Raw genomic sequence first — 18,816 nt, 5'->3', positions numbered from 1 at the left:
TTTTTATCGGAAAATATTCCTAAAGGCCCTCGGACGGATGAAGAAGGGTTCCGTACGATTGTATTTGCCGAACGGAGAAAAAACGTATCTTGGAAATCCTGAAAGTACGGATCCGGAGGAATTCCACAAAGCGGTCATACAAGTCCGTAACCCCGTGTTCTTTAAAAAATCCGTTCTCAACGGAGACTTGGGTTTTGCGGAATCTTATATGGACGGGGATTGGGACACGGACGATATACGTGCAGTGATTTCGTGGTTTATCTACAATGTCGAAACTTCTCCTTCTATCAGCGGAAGCGCGAATCGTTTTGCTCATTTGAGTTTAATGAACCTCGGAAACCGTCTCTTACATCTCTTCCGGAGAAATTCGTTGCGAGGAAGTAAGAAGAACATAGTCGAACATTACGATCTCGGAAACGACTTTTATAAGAAGTTTCTCGATGCAACGATGACGTATTCCTGCGCGTATTTCAGCGCGAACGATCAATCCTTGGAAGCGGCCCAAATCGCGAAACTGGATCTTCTTTCTAAAAAGTTACGATTGAAACCCGACGATCACCTTTTGGAAATCGGAACCGGATGGGGAGGGCTTTCGACCTATGCCGCTAAAGAATACGGATGTAAGGTAACGACTTATACGATTTCGGAGGAACAATTCCGTTACGCACAAAACAAAATAAAGGAAGAAGGTCTTTCCGATAAGGTCGAAGTAAGAAAGGACGACTATAGAAACGTGAGTGGCAGCTACGACAAGCTGGTAACGGTGGAAATGTTGGAAGCTGTCGGGCACGAATACTTTGAATCTTTTTTCGAGATGTGTAATCGGGTTTTGAAGAAGGACGGTGTTATGGCGCATCAGATCATCACATCTCCGGATTCGAGATACGAATCGTTCCGTAACGGGGTTGACTTTATCCAGAAACATATCTTCCCCGGATCCTTACTGCCTTCCATCGGAAGAATCAACGAAGCGATCAATCGGACCGGAAATTTCCACCTATTCGATCTCGAGGATATGGGAACGAATTACGATCGCACTCTAATGACTTGGTTGAAACGGTTCGATTCGAACATAGAACTCGTTCGGGATATGGGCTTCGACGAATCTTTTCTGCGCAAATGGAGATATTATTTTTCTTACTGCGCTGCGGCTTTCGCAACCCGAAACATCAGCGTCGTCCAGGCGGTTTATATCAGACCGAACAATTTAAACTTTTAAAAAACGGGATCGTTTCGGAAAATCACAAAGTGGAAATAAAGAATTCGATAGAAACCGGCGGTTCCTCCGAGCACGGAGGAGCTTCCTTCCGTTTTTTGAAACGTTTTTCTCCGAAGAACATCCTAGAGATCGTAAAGCGGGAACTGAAATCGGGCACGACACCCGAAAAACTAACGTTAAGCGTCGTTATAGGAGCCGGTGTGGGCGTTTTTCCGTTGATCGGAACGACGATGACGATCTGCGGAATTTTGGGACTCTTGTTGCGCTTGAATCCCGTTTCGATCCAGCTCGCCAATTATCTGGTATATCCGTTGCAGATTCTGTTGATATTCCCGTTTTTAAAAACGGGTTCGTTCGTATCGGGTGTTTCTTTGGATCTGGATTGGGCGACGCATATCTCGGCCGATAACTTATCCCAGGTGGTTCGGGGAATCTTCGATGTGGCCGGTTTCGCCGTATTGGGATGGCTTTTGTGGACGCCAGCGGTTTCCTTCGTGGCGTATTGGGTTCTGCTACCTTTCGTAAGAAGGGCTGGTAGAATATTAGAAAAAAATAAAATTCAATAAATTGAATATAATATCGGTGGTCGAGTATGTTGTTACGAACTATTTTTTTCATGGTTTCGGCTTGGGCCGTTGTGTCCGTTCTGATGACCATTTTATGGTGGATAGGCAAACGATCCGGAAATTATTCGATCGTGGACGTCGGTTGGGGTCTTTGTATTTCGGCGGCCGCGGTCGTTTACTATAATTTAAGCGATGGATATCCTTTGCGTTCCGCATGGATCACCGCATTGGTAGCGATCTGGGGATGGAGATTGTCCTTGTTTATACTCGTGACACGCGCCTTTTCCGGACACGAAGATCCGCGTTATACGGCGTTTCGAGCGGAATACGGGGATCAGGTTGACAGAAAGTTTTTCGTGAACGTTTTCCAGCTTCAGGGAATATTGGCGGTTTTACTGAGTTTGCCGTTCGTTTTCCCCAATCTAAACGATAATCCGAACGACAATCCTTTCGAAACGGCGGGAATACTACTATTCGTCTTATCGTTGTTAGGCGAATCGATCGCAGATTTTCAGTTGAACGAATTCCGAAAAAAAACCGAAAACAAAGGAAAAGTATGCGATGTCGGCTTATGGAGATACTCCAGACATCCGAATTATTTTTTCGAATGGTTGATCTGGGTCGCGTTCGGAATCTATTCTCTCGGTTCTCCCTACGGATGGCTCGGGTTGTTGTCTCCGATTGCGATGTTCGTTTTGTTGACCAAGGTGACGGGAATTCCTCTAAACGAAGTGGGGCAATTAAAATCGAAAGGGGAACTCTATCGGGAATACGCCCGTAAAACGAACGCGTTTTTCCCTTGGTTTCCGAAAAAGGTTTGAATTTCTTCTTCGAAATTTCGGGTGTGCGTTCCTAATTGTTTAGTAAATTAAGTAAAATGAATATTCAAAAGGTGTGAAATAATGGGCGATTTTATATACGATCTTCTGGAAAAGGACGTTTTCCCGGATTGGCTGATCCGTCTCCGTATACGGAACCTGCTGCGTCAACGGTTGAAACAGGAAAACAAAGGTTCCCTTGAAAAAAATCAAACGCACAAAATCGAGTACGTTCAAAATCTGAAAAATTCCCCGATCGCGGTCCGTACCGACGCCGCCAATGAACAGCACTATGAAGTTCCGGCCGATTTTTTTCGATTGGTGATGGGAAAACACATGAAATACAGTTCCGGTTATTGGGAAAGCAAAGATACAACCTTTGACGAATCGGAGCGCAGAATGTTGGAGATCACCTGTCAAAGGGCGAGGATCGACGACGGGATGAGCGTGTTGGACCTGGGATGTGGTTGGGGTTCGCTTTCGCTATATTTAGCGGAACGATTTCCTAAATCGAAGATTACCGGCGTCTCGAACTCTAAGAGTCAGAAAAAATTCATAGACGGTGAGGCAAAAAAGAGGGGATTGAAAAATCTCACCATAGTGACTGCGGACATGAACGTGTTTCGGATCGACAAAAAATTCGACAGACTCGTTTCCGTGGAGATGTTGGAGCATATGAAAAACTATGAAAAACTGTTCGAACGATTTTCGAGTTTCCTCAAACCGAAGGGACTTTTTTTCGTTCATATATTTTCGCATCGTTCCTTTCCGTACGCGTTCGAAGTCGTAGACGATACGGATTGGATGTCCAAATATTTTTTCACCGGCGGGCAAATGCCTTCTCACGATTTGTTTTTGTATTTCCAGAAGGATTTTCTGATCTTAAATCAATGGGTCGTGGAAGGAACCCACTATGCGCGCACTTCCGAGGCGTGGTTGCAGAATATGTATCGGAATCGCGCGGATGTCCTAAAAGTTTTCGAGGAAGTTTACGGATCGGAGGCTTCCCTGAAGTGGTTCGTGTATTGGAAGGTGTTTTTTATGGCCTGCGCCGAACTCTGGAAATTCAAACGAGGGGAAGAGTGGATCGTTTCGCATTATCTTTTCGAGAAACGTTAGACGAAACCTTTATCCCGAACGAAACATCCCGCCTCGGAGAACCGGATTTATTAAAGTTCCGTCGAGTGTTCTCCGGCATAGGGAACTATGAAACTGAGTTGGTCTACGAAACGGAGGCCGTCACAACGTACGAATAGAATCGGCAGACGACGTGGATCGATGTACGGCTCCGGAACGATCTTCGTCGAGTGTGGAATTTGGACGTGTTCGTTCAGGGCTGATTTTGTACTATATCAGTAATTCAATTTTAGAATTTTGATTTCTTTTTCTTCGAAACGGATCGTTTCTTTGAGCGTTTGAAATCGTTCCGCGGAAAACGGGTTGCGTTGATTTCTTATCTCTAATTTTAACTTTAGAATTTCCTCATAAAGATCCAGAATTTCCAGGATGAAGTCCGGGACTTCTTTTTTATACAATTCGCGGATCATGGAAATCAATCTACTCGGAATATCGGAATAAACTACCTCGATCCAACTTACGTCTTCGATTTCTCGGAAAATCCACGTTTGAAGATAAAGAGCGACGAGCCGTTCCATTCTCATGATTTCTTCTTTGGTATTTCTGGGAGAAATACTTTTATAAAAACGATATCGTTTTCTGAGATGTCTTCCGGTTAAGGTGGCGTCTATCTTCTGTGTTTTGATCTGGTTCCATTCCTGAAGGAGGGCCGGAAAATTTTCCTCTGCGAAGAAAGGTTCGCCCAATTCGCAGAGATGAACCGCCGACGGTTCGAATACTCGGAGTCTTGCGGCGAAAGAATCGGTGTCCGCCGTGATCAGATGAACCGGTCCGGTTTTTTCCAAAGGACTGAGAACCGCGTTGATTTCCCGAAGGAACGTGCTCTTGAGCTGATCGCTCGGGTCCGCCAAAAGAAAAAAATTGAAATCGGAACCGTCGTGGAAATCTCCCCTTTGTCTGGATCCGTAATACACGATTTCGAACGGCTTGAGAGAAAACACGGTTTGTAGATTCTCTTTGATCGACTCCATCTTTCCTCCGATCATTCAAAAAATAATTTCATTCTCGATAGATTTTCCAGGATCGCGTCGTAGGCCCTGTCTCTTTCTTCCGAATTTCGGAACGGCAGGGATTTGATATGATTGAGATCGTTGTAAATGATCTCGATGGAATTGGAAGAGGGATTTTTTTTAATAGTGGATACGTAATCCAGATTGATAACTTCCGAATCTCCCAGCTTCAGCCACATTTCAGATCCTTGCAGTGGATAGGATACGGACCTGTACGGAATTGGTCAAGAAGACTAAAAAATTCTTAAACCTTTGCGGATATTTTCATGAAATTCCTTGCCGAGAGCCGCTTGCGATTCGCCGGATTCGTTTTTGACGTCGGTTTCGAATACGAAAACGAAGGATTCCTTTTGCCATTCCCAGCGGATGTAACAATTTCCTTCGTGAAGTCCGGTCATTACCCCGGCCCGGGAATCGTTCGGCATGGAAAAATATTGATATTGCTTATTCTTAAGCGAACCCAGCTCGTCGGTGTTTAAGATATATTTAAAGTCGATTTGATTGTCTTCCGTATACGACGAGGCTCGTATACGTTCGAATTTGTTCTTCGAGGAATGAATCTGAAAATCGTAAAAAAGGCCGCGGGCGAACAACTTTCCCGAACCGAATAAAGTCGCTCCTTCGCTTGTATCATAAACGACGTCGTAATTCAACCGAAGATACCGGGGAGTTTCCGCCGCTACGGACGTTCCTTTGCTTTCTTGTGTTTTGCATCGTGCAAAAAGAAGAATTGCTACGCAACAAGCGACGGGGAGGAGAAAGGGAACGATCCGCAGGGGGATCGATGTTCCCCTACGTTTTCGGGGCCGCTCGGCGACTTCTTCGGAGTCGGAACGGATCGCGAAGGCGATGGAACCAGTATCAATATCCGATTTCATACAAATCCTCCCGATAGTTTCGGAACACGTAAGAACGTTCTTTTTTTTCCACCAAATAATCTCCGGGTAAGGGGACCTTGCCACCTCCGCCGGTAAGATCGACCACGTATAAGGGGACGGAAATCCCGGAAATTTTACCGCGAATCCGCTTCATAATCTCCACACCTTTTTCGATCTCCACACGAAATCCTACGCTTCCCCAAACCTCGTCGCACTGATGTAGATAATAAGGTTTGATTCCGATCGACGTCAGGCCGTAAAAAAGTTCGGTCAACGTTTCTACGGAATCGTTGATTCCTTTTAATAAAACTCCTTGGTTGAGGATCGTAACTCCTCCTTCCAGAGCCAGTTGTGCGGTTTTTTCTTTGACCAAGGGAGTGATCTCTTTGGCGTGATTAAAGTGGGTAACGAGATACAAAGGATAATGTTTTTTGAATATAGCACAGAGTTCTGAATCGATCCTCATCGGTAGAGTCACCGGATAACGGGAATGGATCCTTACCTGATTGATATGCGGGATCGATTTCAATTCTCCTAAGAGGAAATCCAGTTTTTCGTTGGAGAGATTGAGCGGATCACCTCCGGAAAGGATCACTTCCCGAATTTCGGAGCGCGTTCTAAAATATTCCAACGCTTGTTCCCATTCTTCTTTGCCGGGAGTATGAAAGGATTTGCTGACCTTCCGTTTGCGGGTGCAGAATCTGCAATACACGGCGCATACGTGCGAAAGATACCAAATGGCCCGATCCGGATAACGATGTGTCACTCCTTTGACGGGCATAAACGATTCTTCCGCGAGAGGATCCTGTCTTTCGAGAGGGCCGCGGATCAGTTCCTCTCCGCGCGGTACGATTTGCAGACGGATCGGACAATGCGGATCGTTCGGATCCGCGAGCCCGAGATAATACGGCGTCACCGAAAATTCGAAAGATTCGGAACATGCGTCGAATGAGGAGATTTCCTCTTCGGTCAAACTGAGTTTGGAGGAAAGTTCCTCTTTCGTTTTGATTCTATGTTGAAGTTGCCATTTCCAATCCGACGTACGTTCCGTTTCGGTCGAGTGGAAATCGGTTTTTGTTTGTGTCTTATGAAACGGGGAAGTGGACAGTGGATCGCTCCGGAGGTTCAACGGAAAGCGTCGAAACGGCTCCACGTTCCGTCAACCAAGAAGTAGTTTCTCATTGATTAAAAAAAAGCCGGAAGAGAGGACTTTCGAAACCTGCTTCCGGCCTAGACTCATCGATTTTTTTTTGCATCTTCCGCTGGGGATTCTCACGTTTAGGAGATTCAGGACAAGAATGAGAATATTTCCAATCGAGAGATTCTGTTTGCGTCCGAAGGAAACGGTTTCCTTTGCCCAAGAAGCCGAGTCCTCCGTAACGGGGAGACTTACTCCCGAATTACAGAATTGAATGCGACCTTAAACAGCCGGAGGTGGTAAGGAAAGATATCGAAACGAAAGCGAAACCTTCCCGGAAAAGAGTTCGAATTTGTAGGATTTGAAAGTAGGTAAAAACGTTCCCGAGAAACAATCGAACTGCAAAAAGGAAACATGCCCTTTGTCGTCGTCCGAGGACGTGTTGATTCCTTTGCTAAACGGATTCGAAATCTGAGAGATCGTTCTGGAGGGAGCCTTGGTCCGTGCCACGACGGGTTTGTAAGATTCTAATCTGCTTTCCGCAAAAGCGTCCGCGAGAAAACAGACGGAGATTCCCACGGAGAAGATGGCAAGCAGGAAGCGGCTCATACGTGGATTAGACCCCGGGATTTTGGGAAATCAATCTTTTTCCTCGAAAAAATCCCGGGATCTCGTTTATTTTTGCGCTTCTACTTCCACCGTCGGAAGACTTCCGCGGAGATAACCGCTTTTGAGTATAATCTTTTGTCCGTCTTCGCTGGTTACGAACGTGACGAAATCGTCTATCTTTTGTCCGTGATCGGAAAGATAAAACAGATATAGACCTCGGGAAAGTTCGTATTTGCGATTGTAAACGTTTTCGATGCTCGGTGTTACGTACGATCCAGTTTTGGAACGGGAATATTCCAAGGCGCGAACCCTTCCTTTGTTTTCGTAAAGAGCGCTTCCCATTCCCATAAACCCGATCGAATTCGGATCGGTTTCGATCGCGGCCGCCATCGAATCATTGTCCGCTACGACCTTGGCATCTTTGGAATAATCCAGGTTTTTTCTGGCTTCGTAATTTTTGGTTCCCAAGTCCTTTTGTCGAAGTACGTGGGTTTCGAAATAAGACGCCGTTCCCGATTTATCGTTTCGAATTACAACGGATATTTTTCCGGATTTTCCCCCTAATTGGGACCAATCGGAAATTTCTCCCGAAAACACTCGGGACGCGGTTTCTAAATCGATCTTTTGGATCTTATTCGAAGGATGAACCACGATCGCGATTCCGTCATACGCGACGGCCAAGGATTCGAACTTCCCTTTGGAATCGAGTCCCTTCCATTCGGATTCGGTCAAAGGACGGCTCGCCGCCGCGATGTCGGTTTTTGCCTGGAATAATTTTTCGATTCCCTCGATCGAGCCGCCTCCATGGACGGCCACTTGGATTCCCGAATGTCTGCGGGAGTATTCCAAACCGATCATCTGCAACATCACGTGCATGGTTTCGGACCCGGTGATCGTAATCGTTTCTTTCGGCTTACAATTCCCGCCGAGAAGAACCGCCGCGAGGATCGCGGGTAAAATGATAAACTTCGATTTCATACGGTCTTGATTTTTTGTTCCTGCGTAAACTTCCCGGGATCGTGCTCGGGGTCCCGAAAAAGTCTATTACAATTCGAGCTCGAATTATTACAAATTACCACATTCGTTCGAATCGGCCGAAAACGGCGTTCCACGGGCTTTGTGGAAGGGAGTTGCGGGTTCTTTTTCTTGACAGGGCGCCCTTTGGAAAACAAATAGAAGGAGCGTATTTTATTCTTAGGAAAATCCATGACCCTCGGCATCACAGAAGTAAAAAAAGGAATGGTTCTCAAAGTGGAAGGGGAACTGTATTCGGTCGTCAAAAGCGAATTCGTCAACCCCGGAAAAGGTTCCGCCTTTATCAGAACCAAACTGAAAAACCTCACCCGAAACAGTTCGATCGAACGGACCTTCAAGGCGGCCGAAAAGCTGGAGAGCGTGGAATTGGAAAAAAGAAACATGACCATCTGCTACACCGAAGGCGATGACATCATCTTTATGGATTCGAACGACTTCGAACAGATGCCCGTATCCAAGGAATACGTGGAGGACATCCTTCCGTTTCTCAAAGAGGAAACTCCGATGGAAGTCACCTTTTACGAGGGCAAACCGATCGGAGTCATTCCTCCCAACTTTTCCGTTTTACAGGTTACGTATGCGGAAGAAGGTCTCAAAGGGGACACTTCCGGCACCGCGCAAAAACGGGTCACCGTGGAGACCGGTGGAGAAATCAACGTTCCTATTTTCGTCAAGCAGGGCGACGTCATAAAAATAGACCTGCGGGATCTCACTTACGTAGAAAGGGTCAGCAAATAACATCTGCGGAGACAATCATGGCAACGATCGTAAGACAAAAAGGCCTTCCCGAAATCAAGGAAACGAACGAAGTAAAATCCTTCTTAAAAGAAAGGGGAATCGACTACGACCACTGGAAGGTTCCGGATCACGCGACTTCTCTCACCGATAAGGAAGTTTTGGCCGACCTCGAAAAAGAGGATCTGCTCAAAAAATTGGACGATCGTTTCGAAACCCTCAAACAAAAAGAAGGATATCAATCCAGAGACTTGATCGTACTTCATCCGAACGTTTCCGGTTTGAACGAAATGCTCGCCAAGTTCGACAGGGTTCACTATCACACGGACGAAGAAGTGCGTTATATCGTGGACGGGTCGGGTGTTTTCGGTTTTGCCCTCAAGGGGGAGAAGTTTCTCGTTCACGTGGTAAAGGACGACTTCATTTCCGTACCGAGAAACACCAATCATTGGTTTTATCTCGACGACAAAAAAAGGATCAAGGCGGTTCGTTACTTCCAGGATATGAGCGGCTGGGTGCCGAACTACGTGGAAGAAACCAACTCGTTGGACTGATATGTCCGTCAAAAAACAACTGGAGAGGCTCGCCGCGTTGGGAGCCTCGTATCACAAAAACGGTTGGATGCCCGGTACCGCGGGGAACCTTTCCGTCCGTATTCCGGGAGAATCCGGTTTTTGGGTGAGCGGAAGCGGGCTGGACAAAAATCTATTAAATAAACGTAATTTTCTTTATATCGACTTGGAGACGGGTAAACCGGATCCGTCTCGTAATTCCAAAACCGAAAAAGGGCTTAAACCGAGCGCGGAATCGTCCATCCATCGAGCCGTTTATCGCTCTTTGGAAACCGCTGGTTGTGGTCTGCACGTCCATAGTTTGGAATCCAATTTGATCGGGGCGGGAACTTCTTCCGCGGAACCGATCGCACTTTTGGAACTTCCGAATATCGAAATTCTCAAAGCCTACGGAATTTGGGAGGAAAATCCAAAAGTTTACGTTCCTATAATATACAATTTTTCGAATGTTCAGGATATATCCGATTGTCTGGAGCGTTATCTCAAGGTGTACAAACCCGCCGTTCCGTTTTGTATCATCGAAAAACACGGGATTACCGTATGGGGAAAGGACTCGGTTCAAGCAAATAGGAATCTCGAGGCGGCGGATTTTATCCTCAAATACATGGTTTCCTGGAAATCGTTTTCGTATCCCGGAGAAAAAAAGAACGTTCTTCCCGTCGGAAACGCGGATCCGTCGGCCGCCGCGGAATTGGATCGGGAAGAGGTATTTTCCACCGAATTCCCCGTTTACCCGGCTTCTTTTTCCTGAGAAAAACGGCGTGGCTTCGACTTCGCAAAATCGACCCATCTTAGTCGCCGGCGCGGGTTCCGGAATCGGAAAATCAGTATTAGAAAATTTGAATTTACTAAATAAGGACGCCGTCGGAATTTCCAGGACCGGATCCGAATGGAAACGGGAAGATCCGTTTCAGTTCGGCAGGAATTTCCGTTGTAACCTGGCGCGCCCCAGCGAAATTACGGAATTCGTTTCTTCGTTGAGATCGTATTGTTCTTCGTTAGCCGGCGTTTATTTTACGTTCGGAAGCGGATTGTTCAAACCGGTGGAAAAGATCAGTCTGGAAGAATGGAACGCGCATTTTGTGCTCAATCTCAATTCTCTCTTTCTGCTTACCAAGGAAATCCTTCCTCTGTTGTCTCCCGGTTCGTTTTTGTGTTATCTATCTTCGACGGCGGGTTATCAGGGTTTTCCGGAATCGAGCGCGTATTGCGCGAGTAGACACGCGATCGCCGGATTCGCAAAGGCTCTTCGGGAAGAACTAAAATCGGAAGGAATCCGAGTGATCACGGTTTATCCGGGAGCAGTTTACACCGACATCTGGAAGGGAAGGGAAGGTTTCGATCAGGACGATATGATCCCCGTGGACGATTTCGGGAAATGGCTGGCTACGTTATCCACGCTTCCGGACGCGGTTTATCCGGACGAGATTCGATTGCTTCCTAGAAAAGGAATATTATAAAATTTTAAATTATGTTTTCCTGTTCTATCGGCAGCTCGACTTTGAAGACGGTTTTGCCCGGCTCCGAATTATACGAAATCCTACCTCTGTGTTTCTGGACGATTTTTTGGCAGATGTCCAATCCCAGTCCGCTCCCTTCTCCCGGCGGTTTGGTCGTGAAAAATGGATCGAAAATTTTTTCCCTTAACGACTCGGGAATTCCCGGACCCGAATCGCTGATTTCCACGACTGCGAACCCGTTTTCCTTTTTCCCGTTGATCGTTAATTTTCCCGAATAGTTCATTGCTTGTACTGCGTTCATGATCAGGTTCGTCCAAAGATGAAGAAGATCGTCCCTATAGATCGGAATTTTTGGAAGTTCGTCGAAATGTACGGAAAGTTCCACTCCGTGACGGAATAGATTCTGATACAAGGCGAGAACGATTTCCACGTTTTCCTTTAATGCGGATTTTTCGAGCACGCTATTGCTTTCGAAGTGTGCCAGGCTTTTGAGCGCATAAAGGATTTTCGACGATCGCTCGACTGCGGCTTGAATCGTTTTAGAATTGCGTTCCGGACCCAGAAGGTCGGTGATCATTTCCAAAATCCGAAGAGAATTTTCCTGTTTTAATAGGTCCCTAAAAAATTCCTCTCTTCCGAAAATCCCACATTCCACGACGAACTCGCACATTTCGTTCGGAGGATTAGAAATCCCTAATGTTTCCAAACGAACCCGGACTTCCTTTATTCTTTTTCTACGTTCCAGGCCGAGTACCAAGTCGGAATGATCCGCGGAATTTTCGATCAACGTCGCGATCATATTACGTATATGTCGAGGAAGTTCGTTTAACAATTCGAAGTAGTTTTTGGACTTTTGACGGAAGGATTTCGTGTAATGTTGTATATTCTGATTCGAGGCTTGAATGGCGCCTAACGGGTTGTTGATTTCGTGGGCTATTCCGGATACAAGTTGGCCCAAGTCTGCCAGTTTCGCGGTTTGTACGAGCTGGGCCTGCGTTTTTTTGAGCGTTTCTATCGTTCGTTCCAATTCCTTTTTTTGCTCTTCGATCAGACGGTTTTTTTGGGTGATCTCTTCGTTTGCGGATTTCAGATTCGCGATTTCGTTTTCCGCCTCGTGCACGTCCGTTAAGTCCGCGCCTGCGGATATGATGAAGTTGGTTCTTCCGTTACGATCCTTGATTTCCCGATTTTCCCACTGGATCAGTTTCCGTTCTTTGAATTTGCCGATCCAATGCTCCTGCGTTTTAGGTAGAAATTTTCCCTTTACCATTCGCAGATATACTTTTCGGATCTGATCCTTTTTGTGCGGCTCCGCGAAGATCTCCCAGAAAGAATGGCCCTTTACCTCTTCGGACCGATAGCCGAACGCATTTTCGCAGGCCTTGTTAAAACGAAGAATTCTTCCTCCCCGATCCAGCGCCACAAAAAGAACCCTCGTCGAATCCAGGATCATATTCAGGAAGTTTTTCTCCTCGATGGCGCGTTCTTCGCCTAACTTCCGTTCGGTGATATTCCTTAAGGACAAAATCCAAAAGCCGCTTTGTTCCGATTGACCCGCGAAATTGGGCAGAATCACTTCGTAATATCTTAATTCTCCTTCTATAAAAAGTCTAAGATCCGGAATCGAATCGGTTTCGTTCCTTTTGAATTTTTCGATCAGATATTCCAGGTCCGGATATACTTCCTTTAACGAAACTCCGGGCGAACCCAGCCGGTTTAAAAATACGGAAAAAGCCGCTTCGTTGTAATCCAAAATTATATTATTTTTATCTAATATTAAAATTACGTCCTGAATGAGATTGAACACCTTGTCCCGCGCAACCGGTATGAGGTCCATCATTCTGAAATAAAAAAGTCCGTAAACCCATACGAGCGCAGTGGCCGAACCCGTGATCGGAAAGACGTCCAAGTGCGGATTGATGAACGGAAAAACTCCGGCTACGGTCATCAGTCCGCCTATAAAAGGGATTAGGATTCCTATGAGGACCAAAAACATCTGCGCTTTTCTGAATCCTTTGAGTGTGACGAATTTCCAGATCAGAATGGTCACGATGAGTGCCTGCGCACAGAGGTAATACGTTACGAATATTTTCATCCAAGGACCGTAGTCGTAGACCAACGCTTTCCAAGATGTTTCGGCGGAAAATCTTACGTTGACGCGGACCCATTCCGAATGAATCCCCGACCATATTAGTATTTCATTAATTACGGGAAAAACAACGAGAAGCAAAGAAAGCGGGAATCTGAATACGGACGTTAGAGAGGTGATACGCGGAATGAAAAAGCAGATCGCGACTACTATGATGTCGTTTCCTATGAATTGGAAGTCGTCCCAAAACACGATCCAGCTTTCGTTTCTCGAAAGGATCTCGAAAAAACTTCCGAAGGAATAAACGGCCAAACCGAAGATCACGAAAAAGAATTCGCGGCTTCCTTGAACTTTCAGATTTTTATAGGTTATATATAGGTTTACGATAAAGATTACGAAAGCGAACCCGGAATAGAACGCAAACGGGGACCAGGCGAGTTCCATGGATTGACGTAGAGGAGGAAGGTTCATGTTTTCGTTCTGGGTTTTCGAAATAGGACTTAGGATATGCCTTGTTTCGGAAACCGCAAAGAAGAAAAATTATACGGAATTAAAAATCGGATCTTTTTATCTTTTCCTGGGATTCTTCGGTCCAAACGAGAAAGTTTTTTACCGAGGTGATTCCGAAATCCAAGGTGACCAATCCGAGCGTTCGATTGATTTCCGGAACTTCCGAGGTTTCCACGACTTGACGGATGTTTTCGTAAATTTCCATAAGACGTGTGACTTCTTCTTTCGTATTCTGTAGATGTCGCATTAATACTTCTTTCGAGACATGGTTCCCGAAGAACAGTTTTAGAAGAAGTTCGTTCCGGTACGGGGTTTTTTCAACGGGTCGTTCCAACCATTCTTTCAATTCCTTTTTACCGTTGGATGTGATCTTATATACCGTCGTTTCGGCACCGGAACCTTTTCGCGTTTTATAGGACTTGAGGCATTCTTCCTTTTCGAGTTGTTTCAGAATGGGATATATCTGACCGAAACTTTCCTGCCAAAAAAAACCGATACTTTGTTCTATGCTCTTTTTGATTTCATAGGCGTTCATCGAACGGTTCGCAAGAATTCCTAAGAGCGCATAACGTGTTTTGTTGAGTCTCGCCATTTCAGAATTTCTCTCCGAATCGAAAGTGTGCTGCAGCCGTTCCTTTCAAGAAGAGTCGTTTCGTTTTATGAGGATAGGTCATCGGATTCAAAAATCGGTCTTGCGATCTACGAGGATTTTCTTTCTCGGGTTATATATCTGTTAGATACTATCTGAGAGATAGATCAAGCATTATTTGATTTTCGTTCTCTTGCTCCTTCTCGGGAGGTGCGGCAAAATGTGGGAACTCACACGGTTGTCGCAGAATGAGTTTTCCGCGGAGAAGGACAATTTCTTCTAAGGAGAGTGGGATGTGGGAACTCACACGATAGGAAAACGAGACCCGGTTTTCGGAGTAACTTGGAGTTTCGTTGTGTGGTTCTCTTGGTTGATTTTTCCGACAAACTTGTGCGGGAACTCACACAAAAAAAGATCACTCGGCCCAAACGCGATCACCTCAGGGACAAGGGTGGGTCGGTCGAAGCGTCCAGCAAAAAAAGATGGAGCGGAAAAGAAAGCGCGGCGTTGGAGGGAGCGACAGTCGGAAGGTGAAAAAGAAGTCCGGGAAGGAAAAGGAAGGAAAACGATTTATACGAATGGAAAAAAGTCGGGATTAAACCCCGACTTCCTCTTCTTCGGTTTCATCTTCCTGCATCAACTCCTTGAGTTCGGAATAGGCTTTGTCTTTTTCCTGAACCCCCGTTTTTTTGATCGCTTTGCGAAGGACGTTTTCCCATTGTTTCGGAGGAAGATTCGCTTGTATGTCCTCCAACAACTCTAAAACGGCAATATCGTCCCCGGTATTGAAAATTTCGGTCGCATCGTAACGGAAGAGCGCCGCCAATTCGTCGATGTAATCCCCTACGCTGTTTCCTTTTCCGGAGGCGAGTCTCTTCTCTTGGAGTTGTGTCTTTTTTTCTGCCTTGCGGAGGTCTCTTTCTCTTCTTTCCAGTTCGGTGCGTTTCATAGAAAAACCCTCTAATACAATTGTCTGTCAGTTTTTTACGGGGGCTTTTCCTGTATAGGAGATTCCCGGGCTGCCCCCGAGACCATTTGCAAAAACGCTTGTTATAAAATCTGTTCTATTTGTACTATAGACGGACCGAACGAACGTTACGGCCATACAAAGGGTTCGTCTCGGAGGGGAAGGGAGAATTTTCTATGTCCGTCGGAACTGCAACACAATCCAACGTCAAACCGGGCCGAGTTCATTCCACAAGCGGATCCCAGACTGCCCAAAATCCGGCGATTCTGGAAGAAATCGGAAAGATTTCGAATACGGATTTGCAAACGATTTCTGCGATTTTGCAAAAAGCGAGAGAGGCTCAAAAATTATGGGCTCGAACGAAATTCTCCGGTCGAAAAAAACACATTCTGAAAGTGCGGGATTATGGAGTGGATCCCTCGGAGGAATTGGCCGCAATCGTAAACAAAGGCAACGGTAAATCGAGAAAGGACGCCCTTGCGACGAAAGTTCTTCCGTCCTCACCGGCCGCGGATTGGTACACAAAAAACGCCGGACCTCATCTCGGACCGGAGAGACTTCCTAGTGCCAAGTTCTTATTCTTCGATAAGAGGGACGAGTTGCACCGCGTTTACGTGCAGGAAAAAATATATTATAAATTTATAAACTTATTCTCGGGGAAAACAGAGATGATGCGGACTTCCTCGGATCGTAACTTCGACCTCGATCTTGGTTCGATGACCACCGAAGTACATCTGAACACCGCCAAACGCCGAGTAGACGATGCTGCGAAAAACGGAGCTAAAATTCCGGTGCAGTCCAAACCTAAGAAAAATACGAACGGATACTTTTACCCCGCCGCTCTGATCGTGGACGTAAATCATCGAATGGAATTGATGCGGGAAGAAAATTTCGGTTCGGTGATCCCGCTGATGAAATTCGAAACCGTCGAAGAGGCCGTGGAATTAGCCGACGATTCGACGCGACTACGATCAAAGATCATCTATACACACACGGCCAATCGGAAATTCCGTGGGGCGGTTGGAAAGAGTCCGGTCGAGATGACACAACCTAAACTCGTGAATCGGGACCTCATCCCGACCAAACGGAACATAGGGTGGTACCCGTTCGACAAAACTTCTTACGGGGCGATTTCGGCTGCGCGGCGATCCAACTTCACCAGAAATCCGATATCATGGATTACCGACCGACTCCGAATTACGGTCTTTATGCTCGGAAGAATGAAACCTTCTTGGAAGGTTTGATCTCGAACGCAGAATCGTGTTCGATCAAAGGGGAGATACGTCGGCCGATTATGCCAGTTCAAAAAAGAATCCTATTTCTTCCGCTTCTCGTATCTTCGATTTTGTTTACGATTCCGTTTTCCCTTTTTGCGGATACGATTCTCCTCAAGGATGGAAACGTGCTCCGGAACGTTAGAACGAAAATGGGCGGCGACGAATTGATCGTCGAGGACGAGGCGGGGAATATTAGAAAAATTGAAACTAAGCTCGTCAAAAAAATCGTGATGGCGGAAGTCCAAACTTCCGAAGACCTCCTGCAAACGGAAAAACAACCTCTTCCAGGAAAAAATTCCGGGAACAAAAAAGGGGGCGATTTCAAGAATGGGGATCCCGCCGCCGATTCCGGAAAAATTTCGTATTCTTCCGGAATTTCCTATTGGAGTACCGAAGCGGGAGAACCGGATCGGATCGGAAATTTTTCGGTTCAAGTGCAGTCGGTCCTGCTTCAAGTCGAAACTAGATTCGAAGGCAAATACGGAATCACACTGGGTTTCGAACACTCCAGTTTCGGTTTTAAAAGTGATTCGAATTTCCTCTCCAATCCGTCCGCTTTTTTGCTGTTGTCGGGCGACAATATTCAAAAAAATGAATCTTCAAATTTTTTAATAGGCTTGTCTTCGTTTTCGGAAGGGGCTTACGAACCGTTCCGCATTCGGAATTCGTTTCGGATCGATACGCTTTCCTTTTTGCCCGGAATGAGATATTATCTCTTGGAAAACAGGCATTTCTCCTGGTTTTTGCAGTTCGGTTTCGGTTTGGGGAGAAGTTATCGGAGTGGAATGTATACGAACCAATTTCTTCAGGGTACGTTGCTTTTCGGCTCCGGAATCCGTTGGAACGGCAGTTCCGTTTTCGCCGATTTGACGTTTCAATATAGGAACGTTCTTTTATCGAACCCGGATATCTCGTATCGATTTTCGGAGCCTAACGTTCAGATATCGTTCGGGATTCGTATCTAAAAAGCGCGTTATGCGTCTTTAAGGGAAAATTCTTCGAAATCCTTCCGGCAAATTTCCGAGAGTCCTCGTTTTATAGTCCATAAATACGATTCCCGTTTTCGCCTCGCAGATCGTTTTGCCGTTGCCGGGGCCGCCGGCGTGGGACATTCTGTAATACACGTCGCATCCTCTCGGATTAAAATCGCCCGCGGTGATTTCGACACGGATTTTATCGCGGAAAAAAGCCTCCGCCTTGTAAACGACAGCGATATCCGTCATGATGATACCGAGTCCGTCCACGTTCAGTTCCGAATAATTGTGTTCTAAAAAAAATCTCGCTCTCGCTTCGTGGAGTAAGGAAATCACACGATCGTGGGCCAGATGATCCGCGAAATTAACGTCGTAAATCCGTACGTCCAAATCCACGGACCATACGAATTTTTGTGGGAGTTCCAGTTGAATTCTGGCCATATCGATTCCTCTTACTGAGTTTGATGTCCTTCCGATTTCGCTTTTTCCATCGCTCTACGGATGATTTCCTCGGCGGCCTTTTCCCCTTGTTCCTCTTCTTCTCTGGATAAGGGTTTCTGAGAATCCATCGTTTCCATCAGCTTATAGTCTTCCAGGAACGCCGACAAACGCGAGTATTGCGCGTATAACAGCAATAAGGTGAAAAGGGAAAGTAGGATCGCGGTTCTTTTGAGGGGAGCTTCCAGGTAAGAGGTCAACGCAAGAAAAAACAAGTACGGGAAGTATGCCGTGAAAAGCACCGCTAACGCGAGTCCTATGTAAAAGTGGATCAATCCGCCGAAACTCTGTAGAATGACTACCATCCACAAAATTCCCATGGTCGCCGTTGCCGCCCGAAAATTTCGGTTCCAATTCAGAATCCCTCCGCAAACCCAGGAAAAAAACATATAAACGAAACCGATCGCGGGGAACACGATGAAACTGGAAAGAAAATACGCGACCGGCATTTCGAAAAAAAGAAACGAAGCAGGGGGCGCGGAAAAATCGCTTCGAGGGGAAAATAACGTCATCCCTGCGACGGCGGAAAGATACAATAAGGCCAGATACGTTACCGCTCTGTAATACAATTGGATCAACGGCAATTTCGTTTTAGAAAGAGAGTGGAAAAACGTCCTCGGTTTTAAAAGGACGTCTTTTGCCTCGTTCATTACGTTTGGAAAGGAATAGGAAAAATCGGACATAGCTTCTCCGCTTTCGCATAGGATTTTTACGGAAAGCGGTACGGCAAGAGGA

At 46.0% G+C, this 18,816-nt stretch carries 21 protein-coding genes and 1 pseudogene; 11 read left to right on the top strand and 11 right to left on the bottom strand.

The window, feature by feature from the left end; translation table 11 throughout:
• The first annotated feature begins 37 nt into the window (after positions 1–37).
• From EHQ17_RS01350 to EHQ17_RS01335, 4 genes are all read left to right on the top strand, one after another.
• Entirely contained in the window at positions 38–1,219 is a 1,182-nt protein-coding gene (locus tag EHQ17_RS01350) for an SAM-dependent methyltransferase (RefSeq protein ID WP_135593325.1), read from the top strand.
• A gap of 35 nt (positions 1,220–1,254) precedes the next feature.
• Positions 1,255–1,785 carry a DUF2062 domain-containing protein gene (locus EHQ17_RS01345; protein ID WP_246057331.1) on the top strand — a complete coding sequence of 177 codons (531 nt, stop codon included), beginning with the start codon at positions 1,255–1,257 and terminating at the stop codon, positions 1,783–1,785.
• A 26-nt stretch (positions 1,786–1,811) separates the two neighbouring features.
• Positions 1,812–2,606: a DUF1295 domain-containing protein gene (locus tag EHQ17_RS01340; protein WP_135593112.1), complete on the top strand. Its 795-nt coding sequence runs from the start codon at positions 1,812–1,814 to the stop codon at positions 2,604–2,606.
• Between the two features lie 81 nt (positions 2,607–2,687).
• Positions 2,688–3,722, top strand: a complete 1,035-nt coding sequence (locus EHQ17_RS01335; protein WP_135593114.1) for an SAM-dependent methyltransferase — start codon at positions 2,688–2,690, stop codon at positions 3,720–3,722.
• Positions 3,723–3,955: 233 nt separating this feature from the next.
• On the opposite strand, the gene EHQ17_RS01330 is transcribed toward EHQ17_RS01335, so the two are convergent.
• The 6 genes and pseudogenes from EHQ17_RS01330 to EHQ17_RS01305 form a co-directional block, all read right to left on the bottom strand.
• Complete coding sequence (locus EHQ17_RS01330; protein ID WP_135593116.1) at positions 3,956–4,711, bottom strand: hypothetical protein; 756 nt, start codon at positions 4,709–4,711, stop codon at positions 3,956–3,958.
• Positions 4,712–4,722: 11 nt separating this feature from the next.
• The gene (locus EHQ17_RS01325) at positions 4,723–4,929 is read right to left on the bottom strand and encodes a hypothetical protein (protein ID WP_135593118.1); all 207 of its coding nucleotides are present in this window, start codon (positions 4,927–4,929) and stop codon (positions 4,723–4,725) included.
• Between the two features lie 54 nt (positions 4,930–4,983).
• Positions 4,984–5,466, bottom strand: a pseudogene (locus EHQ17_RS01320) (hypothetical protein); the annotation flags it as partial.
• A 145-nt stretch (positions 5,467–5,611) separates the two neighbouring features.
• A complete protein-coding gene (locus EHQ17_RS01315) occupies positions 5,612–6,757 on the bottom strand; it encodes a KamA family radical SAM protein (protein WP_281276400.1) in 1,146 nt (381 codons plus the stop codon).
• A gap of 291 nt (positions 6,758–7,048) precedes the next feature.
• Positions 7,049–7,375 (bottom strand): hypothetical protein, encoded by a 327-nt coding sequence (locus tag EHQ17_RS01310; protein ID WP_135593120.1) that lies wholly within the window; start codon positions 7,373–7,375, stop codon positions 7,049–7,051.
• A 66-nt stretch (positions 7,376–7,441) separates the two neighbouring features.
• Entirely contained in the window at positions 7,442–8,353 is a 912-nt protein-coding gene (locus tag EHQ17_RS01305) for a phosphate ABC transporter substrate-binding protein (protein ID WP_135593122.1), read from the bottom strand.
• A 228-nt stretch (positions 8,354–8,581) separates the two neighbouring features.
• On the opposite strand from EHQ17_RS01305, the gene efp reads away from it, so the two are divergent.
• Genes efp through EHQ17_RS01285 form a run of 4 tightly spaced genes read left to right on the top strand, consistent with a single transcriptional unit; the run spans position 8,582 to position 11,177 of the window.
• Positions 8,582–9,148, top strand: coding sequence for an elongation factor P (gene efp / locus EHQ17_RS01300; RefSeq protein WP_135593124.1), 567 nt, complete (start codon positions 8,582–8,584; stop codon positions 9,146–9,148).
• 17 nt (positions 9,149–9,165) lie between these two features.
• Positions 9,166–9,699: a 1,2-dihydroxy-3-keto-5-methylthiopentene dioxygenase gene (locus EHQ17_RS01295; protein ID WP_135593126.1), complete on the top strand. Its 534-nt coding sequence runs from the start codon at positions 9,166–9,168 to the stop codon at positions 9,697–9,699.
• A 1-nt stretch (position 9,700) separates the two neighbouring features.
• A complete protein-coding gene (mtnB, locus tag EHQ17_RS01290; protein ID WP_135593128.1) occupies positions 9,701–10,468 on the top strand; it encodes a methylthioribulose 1-phosphate dehydratase in 768 nt (255 codons plus the stop codon).
• Between the two features lie 10 nt (positions 10,469–10,478).
• Positions 10,479–11,177 carry an SDR family oxidoreductase gene (locus EHQ17_RS01285; RefSeq protein WP_135593130.1) on the top strand — a complete coding sequence of 233 codons (699 nt, stop codon included), beginning with the start codon at positions 10,479–10,481 and terminating at the stop codon, positions 11,175–11,177.
• A 4-nt stretch (positions 11,178–11,181) separates the two neighbouring features.
• Here the strand turns inward: EHQ17_RS01285 and EHQ17_RS01280 are convergent, their stop codons facing one another.
• Positions 11,182–13,737 carry a histidine kinase N-terminal 7TM domain-containing protein gene (locus EHQ17_RS01280; protein ID WP_135593132.1) on the bottom strand — a complete coding sequence of 852 codons (2,556 nt, stop codon included), beginning with the start codon at positions 13,735–13,737 and terminating at the stop codon, positions 11,182–11,184.
• Between the two features lie 79 nt (positions 13,738–13,816).
• Positions 13,817–14,368 carry a PadR family transcriptional regulator gene (locus tag EHQ17_RS01275; protein ID WP_135593134.1) on the bottom strand — a complete coding sequence of 184 codons (552 nt, stop codon included), beginning with the start codon at positions 14,366–14,368 and terminating at the stop codon, positions 13,817–13,819.
• 354 nt (positions 14,369–14,722) lie between these two features.
• On the opposite strand from EHQ17_RS01275, the gene EHQ17_RS19670 reads away from it, so the two are divergent.
• Positions 14,723–14,899 carry a hypothetical protein gene (locus EHQ17_RS19670; protein WP_167881246.1) on the top strand — a complete coding sequence of 59 codons (177 nt, stop codon included), beginning with the start codon at positions 14,723–14,725 and terminating at the stop codon, positions 14,897–14,899.
• Between the two features lie 61 nt (positions 14,900–14,960).
• Here EHQ17_RS19670 and EHQ17_RS01270 read toward each other — a convergent pair whose 3' ends face one another.
• Positions 14,961–15,314: an LB_289 family protein gene (locus EHQ17_RS01270; protein ID WP_135593136.1), complete on the bottom strand. Its 354-nt coding sequence runs from the start codon at positions 15,312–15,314 to the stop codon at positions 14,961–14,963.
• A gap of 194 nt (positions 15,315–15,508) precedes the next feature.
• Here EHQ17_RS01270 and EHQ17_RS01265 point away from each other — a divergent pair, with 194 nt between their 5' ends.
• Together EHQ17_RS01265 and EHQ17_RS01260 are read left to right on the top strand one after the other, a co-directional pair.
• Positions 15,509–16,576 (top strand): aldehyde dehydrogenase family protein, encoded by a 1,068-nt coding sequence (locus tag EHQ17_RS01265; protein ID WP_246057309.1) that lies wholly within the window; start codon positions 15,509–15,511, stop codon positions 16,574–16,576.
• Positions 16,577–16,626: 50 nt separating this feature from the next.
• Positions 16,627–17,574 (top strand): hypothetical protein, encoded by a 948-nt coding sequence (locus EHQ17_RS01260; protein WP_135593138.1) that lies wholly within the window; start codon positions 16,627–16,629, stop codon positions 17,572–17,574.
• An 18-nt stretch (positions 17,575–17,592) separates the two neighbouring features.
• Here the strand turns inward: EHQ17_RS01260 and EHQ17_RS01255 are convergent, their stop codons facing one another.
• Positions 17,593–18,024 (bottom strand): acyl-CoA thioesterase, encoded by a 432-nt coding sequence (locus tag EHQ17_RS01255; protein ID WP_135593140.1) that lies wholly within the window; start codon positions 18,022–18,024, stop codon positions 17,593–17,595.
• An 11-nt stretch (positions 18,025–18,035) separates the two neighbouring features.
• On the bottom strand, positions 18,036–18,764 hold the full coding sequence (locus EHQ17_RS01250; protein ID WP_135593142.1) for a Yip1 family protein: 729 nt from the start codon (positions 18,762–18,764) through the stop codon (positions 18,036–18,038).
• Between the last annotated feature and the right edge of the window lie 52 nt (positions 18,765–18,816).

It is taken from the genome of Leptospira gomenensis (assembly GCF_004770155.1).
In the GTDB taxonomy this organism is placed as follows: Bacteria; Spirochaetota; Leptospiria; order Leptospirales; family Leptospiraceae; genus Leptospira; species Leptospira gomenensis.
The sequence above is the reverse complement of the archived record's forward strand: the minus strand, read 5'-3'. Positions and strand labels throughout refer to the sequence as shown.